The sequence below is a fragment of the Frigidibacter sp. RF13 genome, assembly GCF_026626305.1.
Classification (GTDB): domain Bacteria; phylum Pseudomonadota; class Alphaproteobacteria; order Rhodobacterales; family Rhodobacteraceae; genus TMP-24.
Map to the genome: position 1 here is coordinate 298,870 of NZ_JAPNUE010000003.1, position 19,661 is coordinate 318,530.

16 protein-coding genes and 1 tRNA gene are annotated in these 19,661 nt (G+C 65.4%); 5 read left to right on the forward strand and 12 right to left on the reverse strand.

Translation table 11 applies throughout. From position 1 onward, the window contains the following. The first annotated feature begins 10 nt into the window (after positions 1-10). The 3 genes from OU426_RS09580 (at position 11) to der (ending at position 3,604) form a co-directional block, all read left to right on the forward strand. Positions 11-670 carry a tetratricopeptide repeat protein gene (locus OU426_RS09580; RefSeq protein ID WP_267633727.1) on the forward strand — a complete coding sequence of 220 codons (660 nt, stop codon included), beginning with the start codon at positions 11-13 and terminating at the stop codon, positions 668-670. 72 nt (positions 671-742) lie between these two features. Further along, the gene (locus OU426_RS09585) at positions 743-2,083 is read left to right on the forward strand and encodes an outer membrane protein assembly factor BamB family protein (protein WP_267633728.1); all 1,341 of its coding nucleotides are present in this window, start codon (positions 743-745) and stop codon (positions 2,081-2,083) included. Positions 2,084-2,128: 45 nt separating this feature from the next. After that, positions 2,129-3,604 carry a ribosome biogenesis GTPase Der gene (gene der / locus OU426_RS09590; RefSeq protein WP_267633729.1) on the forward strand — a complete coding sequence of 492 codons (1,476 nt, stop codon included), beginning with the start codon at positions 2,129-2,131 and terminating at the stop codon, positions 3,602-3,604. Here the strand turns inward: der and OU426_RS09595 are convergent. The 3 genes from OU426_RS09595 to serS all read right to left on the reverse strand — a co-directional run bounded on the left by OU426_RS09595 (position 3,601) and on the right by serS (position 6,507). Further along, on the reverse strand, positions 3,601-4,632 hold the full coding sequence (locus OU426_RS09595) for a glycosyltransferase family 2 protein (RefSeq protein ID WP_267633730.1): 1,032 nt from the start codon (positions 4,630-4,632) through the stop codon (positions 3,601-3,603). The two genes, der and OU426_RS09595, sit on opposite strands and share 4 nt — an antisense overlap. A gap of 3 nt (positions 4,633-4,635) precedes the next feature. After that, the gene (locus OU426_RS09600; protein WP_267633731.1) at positions 4,636-5,145 is read right to left on the reverse strand and encodes a hypothetical protein; all 510 of its coding nucleotides are present in this window, start codon (positions 5,143-5,145) and stop codon (positions 4,636-4,638) included. Between the two features lie 66 nt (positions 5,146-5,211). Further along, positions 5,212-6,507 (reverse strand): serine--tRNA ligase, encoded by a 1,296-nt coding sequence (serS, locus tag OU426_RS09605; protein WP_267633732.1) that lies wholly within the window; start codon positions 6,505-6,507, stop codon positions 5,212-5,214. Positions 6,508-6,713: 206 nt separating this feature from the next. Here serS and OU426_RS09610 point away from each other — a divergent pair. Then, positions 6,714-6,803: transfer RNA gene (locus OU426_RS09610), tRNA-Ser, on the forward strand. Positions 6,804-6,984: 181 nt separating this feature from the next. Here OU426_RS09610 and arsJ read toward each other — a convergent pair. Genes arsJ through OU426_RS09625 form a run of 3 tightly spaced genes read right to left on the reverse strand, consistent with a single transcriptional unit; the run spans position 6,985 to position 10,076 of the window. Next, positions 6,985-8,232, reverse strand: a complete 1,248-nt coding sequence (gene arsJ, locus OU426_RS09615) for an organoarsenical effux MFS transporter ArsJ (protein WP_267633733.1) — start codon at positions 8,230-8,232, stop codon at positions 6,985-6,987. Continuing rightward, positions 8,229-9,236: an ArsJ-associated glyceraldehyde-3-phosphate dehydrogenase gene (locus OU426_RS09620; RefSeq protein ID WP_267633734.1), complete on the reverse strand. Its 1,008-nt coding sequence runs from the start codon at positions 9,234-9,236 to the stop codon at positions 8,229-8,231. Before OU426_RS09620 ends, arsJ begins: the two co-directional genes overlap by 4 nt. Before the next feature lie 3 nt (positions 9,237-9,239). Continuing rightward, the gene (locus tag OU426_RS09625; protein WP_267633735.1) at positions 9,240-10,076 is read right to left on the reverse strand and encodes a metalloregulator ArsR/SmtB family transcription factor; all 837 of its coding nucleotides are present in this window, start codon (positions 10,074-10,076) and stop codon (positions 9,240-9,242) included. A gap of 442 nt (positions 10,077-10,518) precedes the next feature. Here OU426_RS09625 and arsA point away from each other — a divergent pair, with 442 nt between their 5' ends. Beyond that, a complete protein-coding gene (gene arsA, locus OU426_RS09630) occupies positions 10,519-12,261 on the forward strand; it encodes an arsenical pump-driving ATPase (protein ID WP_267633736.1) in 1,743 nt (580 codons plus the stop codon). 6 nt (positions 12,262-12,267) lie between these two features. Here the strand turns inward: arsA and OU426_RS09635 are convergent, their stop codons facing one another. The 6 genes from OU426_RS09635 to OU426_RS09660 form a co-directional block, all read right to left on the reverse strand. Next, entirely contained in the window at positions 12,268-12,780 is a 513-nt protein-coding gene (locus OU426_RS09635; RefSeq protein ID WP_267633737.1) for a DUF2478 domain-containing protein, read from the reverse strand. Between the two features lie 53 nt (positions 12,781-12,833). Next, the gene (locus OU426_RS09640; protein WP_267633738.1) at positions 12,834-15,293 is read right to left on the reverse strand and encodes an arsenate reductase (azurin) large subunit; all 2,460 of its coding nucleotides are present in this window, start codon (positions 15,291-15,293) and stop codon (positions 12,834-12,836) included. Between the two features lie 10 nt (positions 15,294-15,303). Then, the gene (locus OU426_RS09645) at positions 15,304-15,828 is read right to left on the reverse strand and encodes an arsenate reductase (azurin) small subunit (RefSeq protein ID WP_267633740.1); all 525 of its coding nucleotides are present in this window, start codon (positions 15,826-15,828) and stop codon (positions 15,304-15,306) included. A gap of 150 nt (positions 15,829-15,978) precedes the next feature. Next, positions 15,979-17,184 carry a sigma-54-dependent transcriptional regulator gene (locus OU426_RS09650; protein ID WP_267633741.1) on the reverse strand — a complete coding sequence of 402 codons (1,206 nt, stop codon included), beginning with the start codon at positions 17,182-17,184 and terminating at the stop codon, positions 15,979-15,981. Beyond that, complete coding sequence (locus tag OU426_RS09655) at positions 17,177-18,559, reverse strand: ATP-binding protein (protein ID WP_267633742.1); 1,383 nt, start codon at positions 18,557-18,559, stop codon at positions 17,177-17,179. Before OU426_RS09655 ends, OU426_RS09650 begins: the two co-directional genes overlap by 8 nt. Before the next feature lie 41 nt (positions 18,560-18,600). After that, positions 18,601-19,449: a substrate-binding domain-containing protein gene (locus OU426_RS09660; protein ID WP_267633743.1), complete on the reverse strand. Its 849-nt coding sequence runs from the start codon at positions 19,447-19,449 to the stop codon at positions 18,601-18,603. Positions 19,450-19,661: the final 212 nt, after the last annotated feature.

Sequence of the window (19,661 nt, forward strand, 5' to 3'; positions counted from 1 at the left end):
AGGGCGTGCCGTGAGCGAGACCGACAGCTTCATTGACGAAGTGACCGAGGAGGTTCGCCGCGACCGGCTGTTTGCGCTGTTCCGCAAGTATGGCTGGATCGGCATTCTGGCGATCCTGATCCTCGTCGGCGGCGCCTCCTGGCGCGAATGGCAGAAGGCGCGGGCGGAAGCGGCCGCCCAGTCGTTTGGCGATGCGCTTGTCGCCTCGCTTCGGCAGAACGACGCCGCGGGCCGCGCTGATGCGCTGGCCGCGGTCGATGCGGGCACCGATGCAGCACGCGCTGCAATGAAAGCCTTGCTCGTCGCCTCCGAGGCGGAGGCGGCGGGCGACAAGGCGCGCGCGCTTGACGCGCTGAAGCCGGTCGCGGCGGATGCAGCGGTTCCCGATACCTACCGGCAGCTTGCCAAGTTGAAGTCGGTGCTGATCGCCGGGGCCGAGATGGACGCTGCAGCGCGTGACGCCGCCCTCGCCGAACTCGCCCAGCCCGGCGCGCCGTTCCGGACGCTGGCGATGGAGCAGCAGGCGCTGGTGCTTTTGGACGCAGGCAAGCAGGACGAGGCGGTGGCGCTGCTGAAATCGGTGGTCGAGGATGCGGAAGCGACCGGCGCGCAGGTCGGCCGGGTCGGACAGATATTGACGGCGCTCGGCGCCGGGGACCAACAGGGATAGTCCGGGCCGGGGCGCCTGCGCCTGTGGGCGCGCACGCCCCGCGACATCGGATGCACGGGCAGGAGAGGGCGGATGGCCGCGACATTGAAGACCACGACTGCGGTACTGGCGCTTGGCGCACTTCTGGCGGGCTGTGCCGAGAAGGAACTGGTGCTTGAAGGCCACCGGCAGGTGCCACGCGAGGCGGTAATCGGCGGCGAGGCGGTGGTGACCGAAGATGCGGCACCCCTTGGCGCCGGTGCGGCCCCGGTCGCGATCGCGCTGCCCGGGCAAAGCGGCGGCGACTGGACGCAAGTGGGCGGCAACGCGAGCCATTCGGGCGGCAATGCCGCCTATTCCGGGGCGCTATCGCCTGTCTGGTCGGCCAAGGTCGGTTCGGGTGACAGCCGCAAGAACCGCATCACGGCTGCGCCGGTGGTGGCGGGCGGACGTATCTTCACCCTTGATGCCGAGGAACATGTCACCGCGACCGGTACCAACGGCGGCGTCGCCTGGCAGGTCGATCTGACGCCCGCAGGCGAACGGGCCGGCGACGCGGCAGGCGGCGGCCTCGCCTTCGCCGACGGACGTCTATTCGTGACGACCGGTTTTGGCGAGCTTCTGGCGCTTGATCCCGCGACCGGCGCCGTCGCCTGGCGCCAGCGCTTCGAATCGCCGGTGGCGGGTGCCCCGGCGGCGGCAGGCGGCAAGGTTTTTGCGGTTGCGCGCGACGGGTCGGCCTGGGCGGTCGATGCGGCGAACGGCAAGGTGGCCTGGCAGGTTCCGGGCTCCTCGGCCCGCGCGGGCATCGTCGACGGATCCGCCCCGGCGGTGTCGGGCGGCACAGTCGTTTTCCCCTTCGCGACCGGCCAGCTACTGGCCATCGACATCGCCGAAGGTACGCCGAAATGGCAGGGCTATGTGGCAGGCAAGCGGGTAGGGCGGGCCTATGCCTCCTATTCCGACCTGACCGGCGATCCGGTGATCGCGGGCGGCACGCTTGTCGCGGGCAGCGCCGCCGGGCGGCTCGGTGCCATCGACATGGAGACGGGCACAACGCTCTGGTCGGCGCCGGACGGGGCGACGGGCGCAACCGTCGTTGCGGGCGGGTCAGTGTTCTTCGTCAATGATGAGGACCAGCTCGTTCGGCTCGAGGCATCGAGCGGCGCCGAGGTCTGGCGTGTGGACCTGCCCTACTTCACCAAGGACAAGGACAAAAAGCGTCGCGCGATCTTCGCCCATCACGGGCCGGTTCTGGCAGGCGGGCGGCTGATCACCGCCTCGACCGACGGGCTGATCCGCGCCTTCGATCCGGCCTCGGGCAAGGTCGTCGCCACCGCAGAGATCCCCGGCGGTGCGGCCTCTGGCCCGGTTGTGGCGGGTGGCACGCTGTATGTCCTGTCGAAATCCGGCACGCTTCACGCTTTCCGCTGACGGCAAAGCCGTGTATGGGGGCGCCTTCGAAAGAAAGATCGCGCCATGAGTTTCACGCTTGCCATCGTCGGCCGGCCCAATGTCGGCAAATCCACCCTGTTCAACCGGCTGGTTGGCAAAAAGCTCGCGCTTGTCGATGATACGCCCGGCGTGACCCGCGACCTGCGGGAGGGCGAGGCGCGTCTGGGCGATCTGCGCTTCACCGTGATTGACAGCGCGGGGCTGGAGGATGTGACCGACGACAGCCTGCAGGGCCGAATGCGGCGCCTGACCGAACGCGCGGTCGAGATGGCCGATATATGCCTCTTCCTTGTCGATGCGCGCGCGGGCGTCACCGCGACCGACCGGGTCTTTGCCGATATCCTGCGCAAAAAGAACGCCCATGTGATCCTCGCCGCCAACAAGGCCGAGGGCCGCGCGGCGGATGCGGGCGTGATCGAAGCCTGGGAACTGGGTCTGGGCGAGCCGGTGCGGCTGTCGGCCGAACATGGCGAGGGGGTGGACGAGCTCTATCACATCCTCCGCCCCCATGCCGACGCCTTCGCCGAACGCGCGGCGGCTGACGCGCCGGAGGTGGATGTCGATGTTGCGGAGGAAGAGGGCGAGGATGCCGCGCTCCGCATGCCGACCGAGGCGAAACCCCTGCAGATCGCGGTGATCGGGCGGCCGAACGCCGGAAAATCGACCCTGATCAATAAGATCATCGGCGAGGACCGGCTTTTGACCGGGCCAGAGGCCGGGATCACCCGCGACGCGATCTCGGTCAAGTCCACGTTCATGGGCACGCCGGTCCGCATCTTCGACACGGCGGGGATGCGCAAGAAGGCGCGAGTGACGGAGAAGCTGGAGAAGCTCTCCGTCTCCGACGGGCTGCGGGCCGTGCGCTTCGCCGAGGTGGTGGTGGTGCTTCTCGACGTGGGTATCCCGTTCGAACAGCAGGACCTGCGCATTGCCGACTTCGCCGAGACCGAGGGCCGCGCGGTGGTGGTGGCCGCGAACAAATGGGACCTGGAGGACGACAAGACCGAGAAGCTGAAGGAACTGCGCGAAGCGTTCGAGCGGCTTTTGCCGCAGCTTCGGGGCGCGCCGCTCGTCACCGTCTCGGCCAAGACCGGCAAGGGGCTCGACCGCCTGCACGCGGCGATCATGAAGGCCTATGACGTCTGGAACCGCCGCATCTCGACCGCGAAGCTGAACCAGTGGCTTGGCGCGATGACCGAGGCGCATCCCCCGCCCGCGCCCGGCGGCAAGCGCATCAAGCTGCGCTACATGACACAGGTGAAGACCCGTCCCCCGGCCTTCGTGGTGATGACGAACCATGCCGAGGATCTGCCGGAAAGCTATGCGCGCTATCTGGTCAACGGGTTGCGCGCCGATTTCGACATGCCGGGCACGCCGATCCGCCTGACCTTCCGCGATCAAGGCGACAAGAACCCCTACAAGAACAAGAAGTTCCACACACCGTCGCGGCTGAGGAAACACAAGGAAGGCACGAACCGCCCCGACTATCGCAAGAGTTAGGGCCAAGCCTCGGCCAGGATCCAGTCACGGCGCTCGATGAATTCCTGCTTCTGCAGAAGCTCCTCGATCCGCGCTGCATGCGCGCTGCAGCAGGCTTCGTGCAGCGCCATCAGGCCCGCGTCGCTTTCGTAGCGGTCGCGATGGTAGGCCTTGGCGCGGCCGAGGCGGGCGCCATAGTCGCCTGACGCTTCCTCGTTCTTGTTGCGCACCCGCCAGTAGGCGCGCGACACCTGCTTCTTCGCGATCACGACGTCGCCCCGGTACATCTTGGCAAGATAGCTGTTCAGCGATCGCAGCGCGAAATGCTCCAGCCGAACAAGATCGTAGGTGCCGCGGCAGTCGAGACCGTTCTCGCCTCGGTCCGCAGGCAGCGTTGCCTGGTCGCGCCCCGATCCGTCGAGCCAGCGCACCGGACCCTGATCGCTGAACATGTCAGGGCGATGGTTGCGCAGCCGTTCGACTTTCTCCGACAGCCGCACGATACTCTTCACCCCGCGGCGGGACTTCATCTTTCCCGGGCGCATAGTCTGATGCATCGGGAAGAGGTCGAGCAGCCAGCCGCGTTCATAGCCCTTTTGCCCGCTCGCACCGTGATTGACTTCGGAAACCGACAGCACGTCGAAGGCACCGATCGCAGCGAACAGATCGGTCAGCCGCCCTTCGCCGACGCGGATGTTCAGAAACTCGTCGACATCCATCGAGATGAAAAAGTCCGCCTCGCGCATCTGCCTCAGGTGATGGGCATAGTTCAGCGCGGTGGGCTGGAACGCGGTTTCGCCGGTGGATACGGCCGGGTTCGGCAGATGGACCAGTTCGCCCATGTCTTGCAGCCGGTCCAGCAGCCGGTCGGTGCCGTCGGTGCAGTCGTTGGTGAAGACGACGAGATCGGTCACGCCGATGGACTTGTGCCATGCGAGCCACTCTAGGATGAACGGGCCCTCATCCTTCATGCAGGTCGCGATAAGAGTGCGAGGTGCTGCGATCGGCCAGGGACGGAAGCTGCGGGGCGGCAGGAAGGAACCTGTCATGCGTTATGCCTCGCGCTCGAAATGTCTGCCGACGCCGGACGGGTCATTGCCCGGTGCGAGCCGAAAGCCCCTGACATTCAGGAGCGCGTGGATCCAGGTCGCATGCGGTGTGCCATAACCCTTGGGGTGGACCTTCAGGGAAAGCGTACGCACCGTGCCGAGGTCTGCCGCATCGAAGGCCCCCATTTCGGCGGCGCCGATGTCACAAACGATAGCGGTCGGCGACAGTTCCGCCAGCAGGTCCGCGATGGGGTACTGCGGCACTTCCACGACTTCGGCCCAGTCAACGAAGTCGGTGTGCGTCGAAGAATCCCAGAAATTCGGCTGAATGCGGAACGGGATGGCGTGGTTCTCAACCACGCGCTCCACGTCGGCAGAAAGCGCCGGGACGGTCGAAAGATGCCCGAGCTCCGCGCTATTGACGGTCGTCCCATCAGACACGTCCACCGGTCCAGCGGCAAGCGCGCGGTCACCACCCTTCGGTCGCTTCTTCGTTTTGTCCGCGGGCGCCATGCTCAAACTGCACCGAGCTGTCACGCGACTATTCTTCGCGCCGACCGGCAGGTCAAGGACACTTGATCAGACAAGTTCGCCCGCAGGCGTCAGCCGCGACCGGCCGCCAAGCCAGGGCGACAGCGCCTGCGGCAGCAGGACACCGCCGTCCTCGGTCTGGCCGTTTTCCAGAACGGCGATCAGGCACCGGCCAACGGCAAGACCAGACCCGTTCAGCGTATGGACGAATTCGGGCTTGCCGCCACCTTGGGGCCGGAAGCGCGCATTCATCCGCCGCGCCTGGAAATCGCCGCAGACCGAGACGGAGGAGATTTCGCGGTAGCTGTTCTGCCCCGGCAGCCAGACCTCCAGATCATGGGTCTTCTGCGCACCGAAACCCATGTCGCCGGTGCAAAGGACTATGGTGCGGTAGGGCAGGCCCAGCCGTTCCAGCACCGCTTCCGCGCATTTCGTCATCCGCTCATGTTCAGCAAGCGAGGTGTCGGGCGTGGTGATCGACACCATCTCGACCTTCTCGAACTGGTGCTGGCGCAGCATGCCCGCCGTATCCTTGCCCGCGCTGCCCGCCTCGGAGCGGAAACATTGGGTGTGCGAGGTCATGCGGATCGGCAACGCGGCTTCCTCTAGGATATCGCCCGCGACCGTGTTGGTCAGCGTGACCTCCGACGTCGGGATCAGCCACCAGCCATTGGTGGTCTGATAGCTGTCCTCCGCGAACTTCGGCAACTGATTGGTGCCATACATCGCCTCTTCCTTCACGAGGACGGGGGTCATCGTCTCGGTCAGGCCGTGTTCGCCGGTGTGCAGGTCGAGCATGAATTGCGCCAGCGCCCGGTGGATGCGCGCGACCGCGCCCTTGAGCACCACGAAGCGGCTGCCGGAAAGCTTGGCGGCGGTTTCGAAATCCATCCCCGCCTTCACGCCCGGAATGTCGTAATGTTCACGCGGTCGGAAAGAAAAGGTGCCGGGCGTCCCCCAGCGGCGGATTTCCCGGTTGTCCTGCTCGTCCTTGCCGTCTGGAACCTCGTCCAAGGGCAGGTTCGGAATGGTCAGCAGAAGCTGGCGCAGTTCCTCGTCCTTCGCAACCGCCTCTTCGCCAAGGCGCGCGATCTCGGCCTTCTTTTCGGCAACAAGCGCACGCAGGCGCTCAAACTCCGCCTCATCGCCGCGTGCCTTGGCTGCCCCCACCTCCTTGGATGCCGCATTCTGCGCCGCCTGCGCGGTTTCCGCCGCAAGGATCTGCGCGCGCCGCGCCTCGTCGATCGCGAGGATCGCAGACGACATCGCTTGCGACCCCGGGCGCCGCGTCAGGCGGCGGTCGAATTCAGCGGGAGTGTCGCGGATGGCGCGGATGTCGTGCATGGGGATCACCTGTCGATTGCGGCCCGATATATGCCCGATGGGCGCCACGAGGAAAACCGCAAAATCATCGCGCCGCGCTGCATGAGACAGCTCGGTCGCTGCCTACCGCCCCCTAGATACGTCCGGTAACACAAAAATCGATCGCCGCACCATCATCCGCCCTTCGCCTCTTGCCGCCTACCGACTTAGCCATTAAACGGGTCGGCGGAGTGGTGGCCGAGTGGTCGAAGGCACACCCCTGCTAAGGGTGCAGACGGGAAACCGTCTCGAGGGTTCGAATCCCTTCCACTCCGCCACATACTATTGTTATTAATACTATAATTTCTGATTTTCGATCCCCACCCCTCATAGAACCGCACAACTCAAAAACGCTTTAGGCACACGCTTCTTTGTTGTGGGCGCCAGACCGATGATGCGGTTTGCCGTGCACGCTTGGCCTTCGACAACGGCCCTAAGCGGACCTTCGACCTGTCATGGCTAGCCTATCCGAAGTCGCCGCGCTGCTAGCCAACTGGCCAGTGCCATAAAGCCCGCTGTGCCAAGGCAAAGGGGCAGCCCGCCGATCTGATAGCTTAGGCCCGAGAGCAGCGTCCCGATCAGCCTCCCCGCCGCATTGGCCATGTAATAGAACCCCACGTCCCGCGTGATCCGCTCGGCTGACCCGAAGGCGAGGATCAAGTAGGAATGGACTGATGAATTGATTGCAAAGACAAAGCCGAAGAGAAGAAGCCCGCAGATCAGCGTCGCGGTCAGCAAGCCCGAAGTCTCTCCTGCCGCCCAGGCAGCCCCGGCCAGAAGGAACGGGATCGGCACCAGAAACCCGGCCCAGCGGATCGCCTTTCGAACCGTCTCGGCGTCGGGCTGTGACTTGCCGCCAAGAATGCGCGGGGCGGCGGCCTGTACCCCGCCATAGGCGATGATCCAAAGCGCCAGGAACCCACCGATCAAGAAGAAAGCTTCGCGCCGCCCCTCTGGCGTCCCATCGGACAGGACGGCCTGGAAATAGACCGGGATGCCGACGACGAACCAGACGTCCCGCGCGCCGAAGAGGAATAGGCGGGCAAGGCTTAGCCGGTTCACCCGCTTGTCCTTTGACTGCCAGCCGCCCCAGGCTTCCTCTGACTTCATCTTCCCCGGCAGGCCTGCAGGCAGGAACAGGGCCACGGCGAATAGGATCACCGCGAGCACCACCGCCATCCCCCAGACCGCACCTTCTAACCCCGCCAGCGCCAACAGCGCCGCGCCCAGAAAGAACCCAAGCCCTTTCACCGCGTTCTTCGACCCGGTCAGCACTGCCACCCAGCGGAAAAGGCCCCCCTCCACCTTGGGCGCAAGCAGCTTGACGGCGGATTTCGACGACATCTTCGCCAGGTCCTTGGCCACCCCCGAGACGCCCTGCACCGCCATCACGAAGGCGACTGACGCCGCGACACCCCATGAAGGGTCCAGCTGCGCCAGTGCCACCAGCGCGCCGATCTGCAGCGCCAATCCACCATACAACGTCGCCGCCAGCCCGAACCGCGCCGCCAGCCAACCGGCGGCAAGGTTTGTCACGATCCCCGCCAGTTCATACAGCAGGAACAGCCAGGCTAGCTGGATCGGCGTGAAGCCCAGCGAATTGAAGTGCAGCAGCACCAGCATCCGCAAGGCGCCGTCCGACATCATAAAGGCCCAATAGGCCGCCGTCACCGCCGCATAGGCCCGGATCGGGTTCGCAACCGTCACATCGACCCCGCCACCATCCGCACGATGTCTGCCAGGCGGCAGGCATAACCCCATTCGTTGTCGTACCAGGCATAGACCTTCACCTGAGTGCCGTTGATGACCATGGTGGACGGCCCGTCGACGATGGACGACCGCGGATCGTTGGTGAAGTCCGAGGACACCAGCGGACGGGTCTCGAACCCAAGGATCCCTTTCAGCGGCCCTGCCGCAGCATCGGCGAAGAGGGCGTTCACCTCTTCTACAGTCGTCGCCCGCTCCACCTCGAACACGCAGTCGGTGAGGGAGGCGTTGAGCAGCGGCACCCGAACCGCATGACCATTCAGCCGACCCTTCAGCTCGGGATAGATCAGCGTGATCGCCGTGGCCGATCCGGTCGTCGTCGGGATCAGGTTCATCAGCGCCGACCGCGCCCGCCGCATGTCCTTCGCCGGGCGGTCGACGATTGTCTGGGTGTTGGTCACGTCATGGATCGTCGTGATCGACCCGTGCCGAATCCCGATCCCCTCATGGATCACCTTGACCACCGGGGCGAGGCAGTTCGTCGTGCAGCTTGCCGCCGTAACCAGCCGTTGTGACCCGTCATACAGCTGATGGTTCACCCCATAGACCAGATTCAGCGCGCCTTCATCCTTGGCCGGAGCACTGACGACGACCTTCTTCACCCCCGCTGCATAATAGGGCGCGACCTTGACCGCCGTCTTGAAGACCCCCGTACAGTCGATCACCAGATCAACACCCATTTCGGCCAATGGCAGCGCCTCGATGGTCTTCTCATGGTTGAGCCGGACCTTCCTGCCATCCAGCACCAACGCCCCCTCGCCCGCCGCAACGGGCGTCCGCCAGCGGCCATGAACGCTGTCGAACTCCATCAGCAGGGCATGCTGTTCGGCATCCCCCACGGGATCGTTCACCAGCACGATCTCGCCCCCCGCGCCCGTGTCGATCAGGTCGCGGAGCGCAAGCTTTCCAATCCGGCCCAGGCCATTCAGCGCAATGCGTGGCATCGGTCAGGCCTTCTCTTGCGCGTCCAGGCCGATGGCGTCGACGCGGGACTGCAGGGACAGACGGCTCAGGCTTTCGAACGGCAGTTCCACGAAGGCCGCGATCCGGCGGAGCAGGGCGGCATAGGTCTGGGCGAAGACCAGCGCCTTTTCGGCGTCGGTCCCCGTTGCCTTCACCGGGTCCGGCAGCCCCCAGTGCCCGGTGATCGGCTGCCCCGGCCAGGGCGGGCATTCCTCCGCCGCCGAGGTGTCGCAGACGGTGAAGACGAAATCCATTACGACCGAGCCCGGCTTCTGGAACTCGGACACATGCTTGGACCGCAGGCCGCCGATTTCGTGCCCGTTGCGCTGCAGCACGTCCAGCGCCATCGGGTTCGGCACAGTATCGGCGCGATATCCGGCAGAGAACGCCTGGAACTTGCCCTTGCCCAGATCGCGCAGAAGCGCCTCGGCAAAGATCGACCGGGCCGAGTTGCCCGAACAGATGAAGAGCACGTCGAAATCGGTATCCCGCATGGCAGGGTCCTTTCCTGAAGTGATGGAGGCCAGGAGGTCAGGCCGCGCTCGGCCCACGTCCAGCGCGAGGTAGCCGATCAGCGCCTCAGTGGCGTCAAGATCGACCGCATAGAACAGCGACCGGCCCCGCCGCTCGACACCTACCAAGCCAGAAGCTGTAAGGTCGGCCAGGTGGTGCGATAGAGTATTCTGTTTGAGGCCTAGCGCCTCGGAGATCTCGGTAGGGCGCACGCCTTGCGGGGCAAATCGCATCAGCAGGCGAAGAACGGCCAGCCGACCCGGATGGCCGAGCGTGGCGAAGGCAAGAGCAGCGCGATTCCGTTCCATAATTCCCGATTACTGGAATATTCCGTGGTGTCCAATGAAGGTTCTATGACAGTGGCCGGACGCGCCAATTCTCACTAGCGTCGATAATCTGGTTCAGGGCGAAGCGCCTTGGTCTGGCTTAGGACAACTCGACATGTGTTCAGCCGTTTAGCCCCGTGACTCAAGTTTCGAAGAGAAGGGGGCGATTATGAAGATTCTTCTTCGGCTGAACGAAAAGCTGATCGGGAATACATCCCGTAACAGTTGAATGCGAACGTCCACTGTCCGCCCGATGCGTCCTCTCGGTCACTCTCGGCCCCTAGCTGCCCTTCGGACACCCGGCCATCCCCGCGAGATGTCGCACACCTCATCGCCTCTCCCCATGGCTTGATTCAGGTCATCGACGCGGTCCGTCGTTGGTGCAATGGGATAAGCGTATGAAAACGATAGTGAGGCTGTAGCCGTGGCGACCGCCGATCCTCTCGCAGACACGACTCGATTCCTGTTCTTTACCGGCAAGGGTGGGGTCGGCAAGACGTCGCTCAGCTGCGCTATCGCGCTTTCGCTGGCTGATGGCGGCAAGCGGGTCCTTCTGGTCAGCACCGACCCGGCCTCGAACCTGGACGAGATGCTTGGCGTGGCGCTTGCAGATCGGCCGACCGCGATACCCGGCGCTTTGGGCCTTATGGCCATGAACATCGACCCGGACAAGGCTGCCGAGGACTACCGATTGCGCGTGATCGACCAGCTTGGGCCTACTGCAGACGAGGTGGATCGTGCCACCGTGCGCGAGCAGCTTTCGGGCGCATGCACCACCGAGATCGCAGCGTTTGACGAGTTCGTGGGGCTTCTGGCGGGGGATGCGAAGGGCTTCGACCACGTGATTTTCGACACGGCACCGACTGGGCACACGCTGCGGCTCCTCAGTTTGCCGCGAGCCTGGACGGGGTTTCTGCAGGGCAATGACCGGGGGGCATCCTGCCTTGGGCCGCACTCCGGGCTGAAGATGCAGGAGGAACGGTTCCGCACCGCCTTGCAGGCGCTGGCCGATCCCGACCAGACAGCAATCGTCCTTGTAACACGGGCAGATCGCGGTGCCGTACGTGAGGCAGCGCGGACCTCGGACGAGTTGCGCGCCCTGGGCCTTTGCAATCAGCGGCTGGTGATCAACGGCGTCTTCCGCGCCTCGGTCCATGGCGACCCGGTGGCCGAAGGTCTGGCGCGGGATCAGGCGGCGGTGATCGCGGCGCTGCCTGAGAACCTGGCCAAGCTGCCACGGGACGAGGTGCCGCTGCGGTCGTTCGACATGGTGGGCCTGCCCGCCCTTCGGGCCTTGTTCCGCGACGAGGTTCCGGCGGCAGGAATGACTGTTGCCGATGGGATCGATGGCGCGGGGCTGGACACGATGGTCGACGACCTGGCCAAAGCCGGGCGCGGGCTGGTCATGGTCATGGGCAAGGGCGGCGTCGGCAAGACGACGGTCGCAGCCGCCGTGGCCGTGGGCCTGGTGAAGCGCGGCCACAAGGTGCATCTGACGACGACCGACCCCGCCGCCCATGTGGCGCTGGTGGTGGATGGCAGCCTGCAGGGGCTGGCGGTCGACCGGATCGACCCGGTCGCCGAAACCGCGCGCTATGTCGAGAAGGTCATCGCCACCAAGGGCCGCGACATGGACGAGGCCGACCGGGCTCTCTTGCGCGAAGACCTCGCCTCGCCCTGCACCGAGGAGGTCGCGGTGTTCCACGCCTTTTCCCGCATCGTCGCCGAGGCGCGGGGAGCCTTTGTCGTGATGGATACGGCGCCCACGGGCCACACGCTTCTGCTGCTGGACGCGACGGGGGCCTATCACCGCCAGATGACGCAGGACATGGGCACCGCACAGGGGCGGATCATCACGCCGCTGATGCGGTTGCAGGACCCGGACTATACCCGGGTGATCCTTGTGGCTCTGCCCGAAACGACGCCAGTGTCCGAGGCAGCCAGCTTGCAAGAGGACCTTCGCCGCGCGAAGATCGAGCCCTGGGCCTGGGTGGTGAACCGGTCACTGGCCCGGACGGGAACGCGCGATCCGCTGCTCCAGCGCCGCATCGCCGGAGAGGCGGCACAGATCGCCCGCCTCAAGGGCGGTCTGGCGCGGCGGATGTTTCTGCTGCCCTTTCAGGCCGAGCCGCCGGTGGGCATTTCGAAGCTGTTGACGCTGACCTGAGCCGCCTCAGGCTGGCAGACGAACCACGCCCGCAAGGCACCAGTCGGCGACCGCCTCGGCATTGGTGGGAAGACCCTGGATGTCTTCCTCGGCAAATGACAGAAGGGCCGCAAGGTTCAGCCCGTTCACCCCGACAAGCACCGGCAAGCCGCGATGCAGGGCTTCGGCGATCACCGGAGCAAGCCCTTTGCCTTCGGCTTCGCGCTTGCCGAACTTGTTGACGATCAGGATGTCTGCGCCGTCAAGCCTGCGTTCGACTTCATGCACGGTCTGTTCCAGCGCGCCGCTGTCAAGAATGCAGCCACGCGCCAATTCGCCCCGGTCCTCGCTGATGCGGACGACAGGGCCATCGGGCAGCACCCGCAGGTCCATGTCGCATTTCTTACGGTCGGGGCGTTCGTGGTTCGACTGCACGGTTCCGGCAAGTCGCAGGCTCCTTGCGGTCAGCCTGTCCGCGACCTCGGCGATCAGTTGGTCAGTCCGTCCCCTGCCCTGCAGGCTGACATAGGCTATGCGCATCTGCCTCTCCAATGCGGAGCGGCCCGCCCGGAGTGACCGGACGGGCCTGGTCTTCAGAGTTCCACTTCCCACGACTTGTAGGACACCCGCGCCGCAGCCGGGGTCGCATCCGAAATCTTGCGGATGTTGGCCCAGGTCTGCTTGTAGTTCGGCAGGATCAGCTCGTTGGTACCGGCGTTGATGACGTTGCCCTGCGCGCCATTCGGCGCCCCGAAGACCATGAAGGTCTCGTTCTTCCGCGCGGTCGGTTCGGGATAGGCAAGCGCCTGAGTGGCACCGACGTCGTTGAACACTTCGACCATGTCACCTGGTTTGAGGCCAAGTTCGGTCATGTCGTCGGGATGGATCTGGATGAAGGGGACCGGCAGGCGGTCCATCACGAAGTCGTTCTTCTGATCAAGGAACCAGTTCTGCCAGTTCAGGTTCGCCCGCCCGTTGTTGATCAGGAAGCGGTGGTTCGCTTGCTGCTGCGCCTTGCCGGGCGCTTGCAGACCCCGCCAAGAGCCGAGGCAGAACAGGGCTTTGCCGTCCTCGCGGCCGTGGCGCGTGAAGACGCCGTCCTCATACAGCCGCTTGGTTCCGACCAGCGCGCCGTTCTCGTAGCCCTTGACCGGCTCCTGCACGCCGTTGTTGCCCGCCGCCCGCAGGCGTTCGTAGGTCACCTCCGGGTTGCCGGAGTTGTAGCCGTCCATGAAGGCGTCTTCCTCGGTCTTCCAGTCAAAACCCTTGAACTGATCGGCGTATTCGGCGCGGCCATCCTCGCGCAGCACCCGTTCCAGATGGTTGGCCAGCCGGGCCGCGATGATGCAGTCGGGCTGGGCCGAGCCGGGGGCATCCATGTATTTCTCGACCAGCCGCAAGCGACGTTCACCGTTCATCGAGGTCAGGTTCATCTCGCCCGATTCCACCGCCGGAAGGATCACATGCGCGGCCTGGCCGATCTGGCTGTGGATGATGTCGACGTTGACCGAGAAGATACCGCCCGCGTTGATCGCGCCGACGATGGCATCGACCAGTTCCTCGCGCGTGGCCCCGGCACGGGCATCCATCGCTTCCTTCACCATGTTGGTGCGCCGGTTGTAGACCCGCTTGAACTCGGCAGCGTTGAGCGTGGTCTTGTAATGGTCGTTGGCCCAGATGTGGTGGACCTTGCCGCCGCCCGCGATGATCAGCTGGTCGATGTAGGGGGCAGGGCGCCCGACATGGGCGTCCGAGGGGCGGAAGTAACCCTCCTGGTGGCCTCCCAGACGGCAGACGCCACCGCCTTCGCGGCCGATGTTGCCGGTCGCCAGACCGATGTTCACCAGGGCGCCGATGACGCGGTAGTTGTCGTTGCCCCAGATGATGCCCTTCTCATAGCCGGTCACCGTCTTGCGACGGCTGCCGTCGTCCTTGGGCTTGGCGATCCACTCGGCGGCCTGGATGATCTGCGCCTCAGACAGGCCAGTGACGGCCGCGCCATCTGCGAGGCTCATCTTGCAGGCCGCTTTCGCCGCCTCGAACGACCCCAATGCCGCCGGATGCGCGGCGTCTTCGGGCACCGCCACGTCGCCCTGGAAGGTCGACGTGGCGATGAAGTTTGCGTCCACCCAGCCTTGATCGGCGATGTAGGTGAAAAGCGTGTTGAAAAGCGCAAGGTCCGACCCGCTGGCAATCGCCAGATGCAGCACGTTCTCGGCGCCCGCGACCTGTTCGCAGCTGTCCACCGTCACGGTGCGGCGGGGATCGACGACGATCACCTTCGCCCCGTTCTGCATCCCCTTGACCATATGGTTCAGGTACAGGTTGGTCTGACACTCCATCGGGTTGGTGCCGACCAGCATGATCGTGTCGGCAACCTGATAGTCCGAGTAGGAGTAGTTCAGCTCGTCCACACCCATATCGCGGGTGCTGTGCACTTCCGAGTTGTAGGCGGGGCGGTTGTGGATTCGGCAGTGCTTCACCTTCATCGCGCCAAAGTAGAGCTTGCCGGTGCCCCAGGTGTTCTCGTAGCCACCCGCGCTGCCACCGTGGTCGAACATGGACACGTAAAGATCGTTCTCGCTGTCCTTGTCGATCACGCGGGCCGTCACCCGGGCGACAAGGTCCAGCGCGTCGTCCCAAGATGTCGGCTGCCAGGTGCCATAGCGCCAGACCATCGGCTCGGTCAGGCGTTGTGCCTGCGTGCCGGTGATGTCCGACCGCCGGTTCTCGGCCATCCGCGCACCGCGCACCGAGCCAAGGCCCGAGTTCACCTCGCAGGCCACGTCCGGCTTGATGACCAGATGCACGTCCTGGCCGTTCTGCTTGACCACGTTGTACATCGAGGGCGCATACCAGGCCTCGGTCTCGGCGCCCTGCTGCTTGGACAGATCCTCGCCGATCCAGTTGCTGTCGACCCTTCCTTGCGTCTTCAAGGGCCAGGTATAGGCTTTGTAGCCACAGCCGACGATGCAGTAGTGGCAGGTGACGTTGTGCTCCTTGGCGCCTGCGGGAATGATCGGCAGGCGGTCGATGTTGCGTTTGTAAGCCATGATCGCCCCCTTACCCTTGCAGCACGTTGGACAGGCGGCCGTAGATCAGCTCGTCTGCACCGGTCGCATAGATGTCGCCCTTGTCGTCCACCTGCAGCGCGAACTGCGGCAGGTTCTGCGTGGCATGGCCCCAGACCTGTTGGCCGCCCTTTTCGCAATCGAAGCGGCTGAAGTGCCCCGGGCAGTTCAGCGTCTTGTCGGCCCCGTGGTAGGACATCACAAAGCCCTTGTGCGGGCAGAGGACCGAATAGGCGACGATATCGCCGTCCGGCCCGGCACCGCCTTCCACCGCCGTGCCCAGCTTGAGCAGGATCCCGGGGCTGTCGGCGTCCGGATAGCCGATGTCCATCGGCTCGTTCACCTTCAGATCCGCGATGTTGCCAAGCTTGGTGGACGGATAGTCCAGCATGGCAAGTGACTGCGCCTGTGCCTGCCCTGCGGGCAAGACCGTTGCCGCCGCAGCTCCTGCCGCGCCGAGAACCCCCCCGCGCAGGAACTGGCGGCGGCCGACATCGACCAACCGGTTGCATTTCATGGTGGCTAACCTCCCTTGGCTCCCTTTTGTCCAAGGCTAGCGCAGGCGCGGCCTGCACCGGGCGTCGATGATGGCCCTGCTGCAACGCGGCAAGTGGTTCTGAAACTGCACTATTTTTGGGCGTTCGGATTTCCGAACATGGGTCAGCCTTCAGAGGCCAAGCTTCTGCATCTTCTCCCAAAGCGTCGTCCGCGAAACCCGCAGAAGCCGCGCCGCTTCGCCGACCTGCCCATGGGTCCGGTCGAGTGCCGCCATGATCTGCGCCTTTTCCGCAGCATCGCGGACTTCGGAAAGGGGGCGCATCGCCTCGTCGGCCGCGCGTTCCGGGAAGAGGTCGGCGGTCATCACCATCCCGCCTTCCGCCGTCTCGACGGCCCGCATCAACCGGGCGCGCACCTCGCGTCCGTTACCGGGCCAGCCATATGCCCGGATCGCCTCTTCCGCCGTGGCCGCGATCCCGATCAGCGGGACCTGTCTGCGGGCGTTCAGGCCGGGGAAAAGCTGGGCCGCCAGCCAGACCGCGTCGTCGGGCCTATCCGCCAAGGAGGGAACGACGATTTCGTGCGACTGCAGCAGGGACAGAAGGTCGGCCCGCAAGCCCTGAGCAGCATCGTCGCGTTGCGGCCCAAGGGTGGCAATCAGCCTGAACGCTGGTGCCCTTAGGGCGGCCATCAAGCAGGCCTGCGCGGCGGGGTCCAGATCGGCGATCCCTACCACCACAAAAGTGCCCTCGCCGACCTTGTCAGTCGCCGCTTCCAGCTCCGCCGCGCCAACCCGGTCGCGCAAGGCGTTGCAGACCAAGATCGGCGCGGCGCGACGCTCGGACAGGTCATGGACGCGACGTGCCAGCCGCAGCTTGCCCAGCCCCTGAGCGCCCCGGATCAGAACTGGTGTGTCGCGGGCCGCCGCCTCGGCCACCTGGCGGTCCACGATGCGGGCAGCAGCGGTGATGCCGGTTTCGGGCGGCATCTCCTGATCCGCGCGCGGTCGCATGACGGTTGCCAGCCGGGTCAGGAACGCCGCGATGTCGAAAGGCTTGGCGATGTAGTCCGCGGCCCCCGACCGGATCAGCCGCACGGCCTGGTCAATCCCGCCCTGCCCGGTGATGAACAGGAAGGGCGGCGGATGCGAGGTGCGGGTCAGGGTGTCGTAAAGCTCTTCCCCCGTCCCGTCGGGCAGGCGAATGTCGCAGATGACCGCGTCGAGGCTTTTGCGCGGCGTGCGGATCGCGGGCAGAGCGCGGGCAATCTGGCGGTGCCACTGCACCTCGGCCCCCTCCAGCGTCAGGCGCTGGAGAAGAGAGGCCCCCATGATCTCATCATCCTCGACCAGAACGATGCGGCGGCCTTCAAGCATGGCCGGCCCCCGTCGCAGGCAGGTCGACTCGGATCACCGTCCGCCCGTCGGCCCGGTCGTGGTGCAGCGTGCCGCCAAGCCCAGACACGATGTCATGTACCAACCGCAAGCCGACACCACCACCCGGAGGCAGCGGGCCGGAGGCCAGAAGGCGCCTTAGATCGGCTTCGCCCATCGCGTTGCCCGTATTGCTGACCGCGATTGACAGCCGCTCTCCGCCATTGCTGACCTTGAGACCGACCTCTCCACCCTTTCCGGCAGCGGCCCCGGCGTTCAAGAGAAGGTTAAGCGCGACCTGTCGCACCGGCGCGGCGGGTTGGCTGGCAAGGGCCTCGGCGCCTGCCTCCACTTCCCACTCCAGCGCCAGATTGCGGCTGTGCGCCTCGGGCTCGAACAACAGCCGCAGGTCCTCGAAATCCTCGGGCCGCAAGGGTTGCCCGGCGCGGTCCAGCCGGTTCTGGTCCAGCATCGCCCGCGTGACATCACGCAGGTGCCCAAGACCGCGCTGCATCAGTTCGGCCGATTGGCGCACGACATCAGGTCGGTCGGCGTAGGTGCTGATCGTGTCTGCGGCGTTCAAGAGACCGCCCAGCGGGTTGTTCACTTCGTGTGCCAGGGCCGACGAAAGCCGCCCGAGACTGACGAAGCGTTCGCGGTCGGCGAGTCGACGTTCCGCCTCGGCCCGTTCCTCAACCGCGGTGGTCATCTGGTTGTAAGTCTCGATCAACCGCGCGAGGCCGGGGTCGCCATGGGGAATTTCGGTCGTCGGGATCGGGCGCGGAGCCCCGTCCGAGGCGTCCATCGCCTGGACGAGCGCACCGACCGGCCGAAGGATGCGCGCAACCGCAAGCCAGCCGCCAAAGGCCAGCACCCCTGTCGCCAGCGCGTTGCCGAACAGAAGCCACAGCGTCACCTGGCGCCGCTCGGCCAGAAGGTCCGTCACATCCAGCTCGGTGACGATCCCACCGATGGTTCGTCCCTGATACTGCAGGGGAGAGGTGACCCGCAGCTCGGGATCGCCCGTCATCCGCACCGCCTCCGGAGCCACGGCGCCAAGGCCGAACTCTGCCGCATCCTCGCCCACTGGCGCACGACGGGGATCGGTCGCCGCCAGCACCCGCCCCCGTTCATCCGCCACCACTGTCAGCAAGAGCCGCTGTCCGTCATTGGCTTGGCGCGCGCGGTCCAGAATGTCGTAGACCTCCCACACATCCTGCCGCAGGACGGAAGGACCGAGCGCAACCGCAAGGCCTTCGACATGCAGCCGCGCGGTTTCGGACAGGCGCGCATCCTGCACCCGGCCAAGCGCGCCCAGCACACTCTGGCTGGCGACCAGCGCAAGGACAATCATCAGCGCGGCTGTGATCAGAGGCACGCGGACAGTCACTGGCAAGTTGCGAAAGCGCGGCAATGCAATCATCCGCCAGGCAATGCGGCCATGCGTGCCGCGATGCCGTCGAACAGCGCCGGGTCCGCCGGGACAACGGCATCAAGGAACAGCAGTCGAAGAACCTCCTTGCCCTCGTCCGCCTTGTCCAGGCCTTGCAGCGCAGTCCTGCAGGACATGATGCCGGCCTCTTCCATCCGGTCGTTGCGTGCGACGAACGGCGGAAATCCCAGATCCTCGGATCGCGAAATCACCCGCGTGCGAGCCGTCAGGCCGGGCTCGACACTGTTCAGTACCTCCCAGACATAGCCATCGACGCTGCCGGACCGGGTCAGGCCCCCGGCAACCGCGCGCACGACATTGCGGTGCCCGTAGGTGAAGATCGACCGCGAAAAGAACTCCTCTGGTGTGGCTCCGATCCGGGCCAGGTCCGATGCGGTGACAAGGTAACCGGAATTGCTGTCGGGGTCCGAAAAGGCATGTGCGCCACCTCGCAGATCGGCCAGACTGGTCGCGGCATCGTCGGCAGCGACGATCAGGTAGGACTGATAGAGCGGCGCGCCCCGCCAGACCGGCACCCCCAACAACGAGAGCTGATCGCGGTGCTGCAGATAGGGATAGCCGCAGGTCCAGGCCGCATCGACCGATCCATCCAGCAAGGCGCCGGAGATTTCCTGATAGGTGCGTCGCTGCACAAGTTCGATCTCGCGCCCCATGGCCTCGCCCAAAGCGGTGCGGAGCGCGGAGATCACCGCGGCGTCGTTGTCCAGAAAGACTGGAGTCAGGGCAAAACGGAACGGCGCATCGCCTTGCGCATGCACCATGGGCGCCGCGCAGAAAGCCCCGCCCGCCAGTATTGCGCTTCGCCTAGTGAGCACTTCGTCCTCCGCAGTTTACGCTGCACTTGTCTGCACCTGTGCCAGAAGCGAGCTTGATCCTTGCAGGATGATCCGTCAAATCGGAGTTCGAGACGGCGCTGAAGCCCTGCCGACAACCAAGGACCCGACATGAGCCTCTTTGAACGCTGGCTGACCCTCTGGGTGGCCCTGGGTATCCTTGCGGGGCTTGTGCTCTGAGGCGAAAACTCGGT

What these genes read in the sequence shown, in the direction of transcription:
- OU426_RS09585 (WP_267633728.1), top strand. Translation starts at nt 743, where the DNA reads ATGGCCGCGACATTGAAGACCACGACTGCGGTACTGGCGCTTGGCGCA.
- der (WP_267633729.1), top strand. Translation starts at nt 2,129, where the DNA reads ATGAGTTTCACGCTTGCCATCGTCGGCCGGCCCAATGTCGGCAAATCC.
- OU426_RS09595 (WP_267633730.1), bottom strand. Translation starts at nt 4,632, where the DNA reads ATGACAGGTTCCTTCCTGCCGCCCCGCAGCTTCCGTCCCTGGCCGATC.
- OU426_RS09600 (WP_267633731.1), bottom strand. Translation starts at nt 5,145, where the DNA reads ATGGCGCCCGCGGACAAAACGAAGAAGCGACCGAAGGGTGGTGACCGC.
- serS (WP_267633732.1), bottom strand. Translation starts at nt 6,507, where the DNA reads ATGCACGACATCCGCGCCATCCGCGACACTCCCGCTGAATTCGACCGC.
- OU426_RS09620 (WP_267633734.1), bottom strand. Translation starts at nt 9,236, where the DNA reads ATGCCACGCATTGCGCTGAATGGCCTGGGCCGGATTGGAAAGCTTGCG.
- OU426_RS09625 (WP_267633735.1), bottom strand. Translation starts at nt 10,076, where the DNA reads ATGGAACGGAATCGCGCTGCTCTTGCCTTCGCCACGCTCGGCCATCCG.
- OU426_RS09635 (WP_267633737.1), bottom strand. Translation starts at nt 12,780, where the DNA reads ATGCGCATAGCCTATGTCAGCCTGCAGGGCAGGGGACGGACTGACCAA.
- OU426_RS09640 (WP_267633738.1), bottom strand. Translation starts at nt 15,293, where the DNA reads ATGGCTTACAAACGCAACATCGACCGCCTGCCGATCATTCCCGCAGGC.
- OU426_RS09645 (WP_267633740.1), bottom strand. Translation starts at nt 15,828, where the DNA reads ATGAAATGCAACCGGTTGGTCGATGTCGGCCGCCGCCAGTTCCTGCGC.
- OU426_RS09650 (WP_267633741.1), bottom strand. Translation starts at nt 17,184, where the DNA reads ATGCTTGAAGGCCGCCGCATCGTTCTGGTCGAGGATGATGAGATCATG.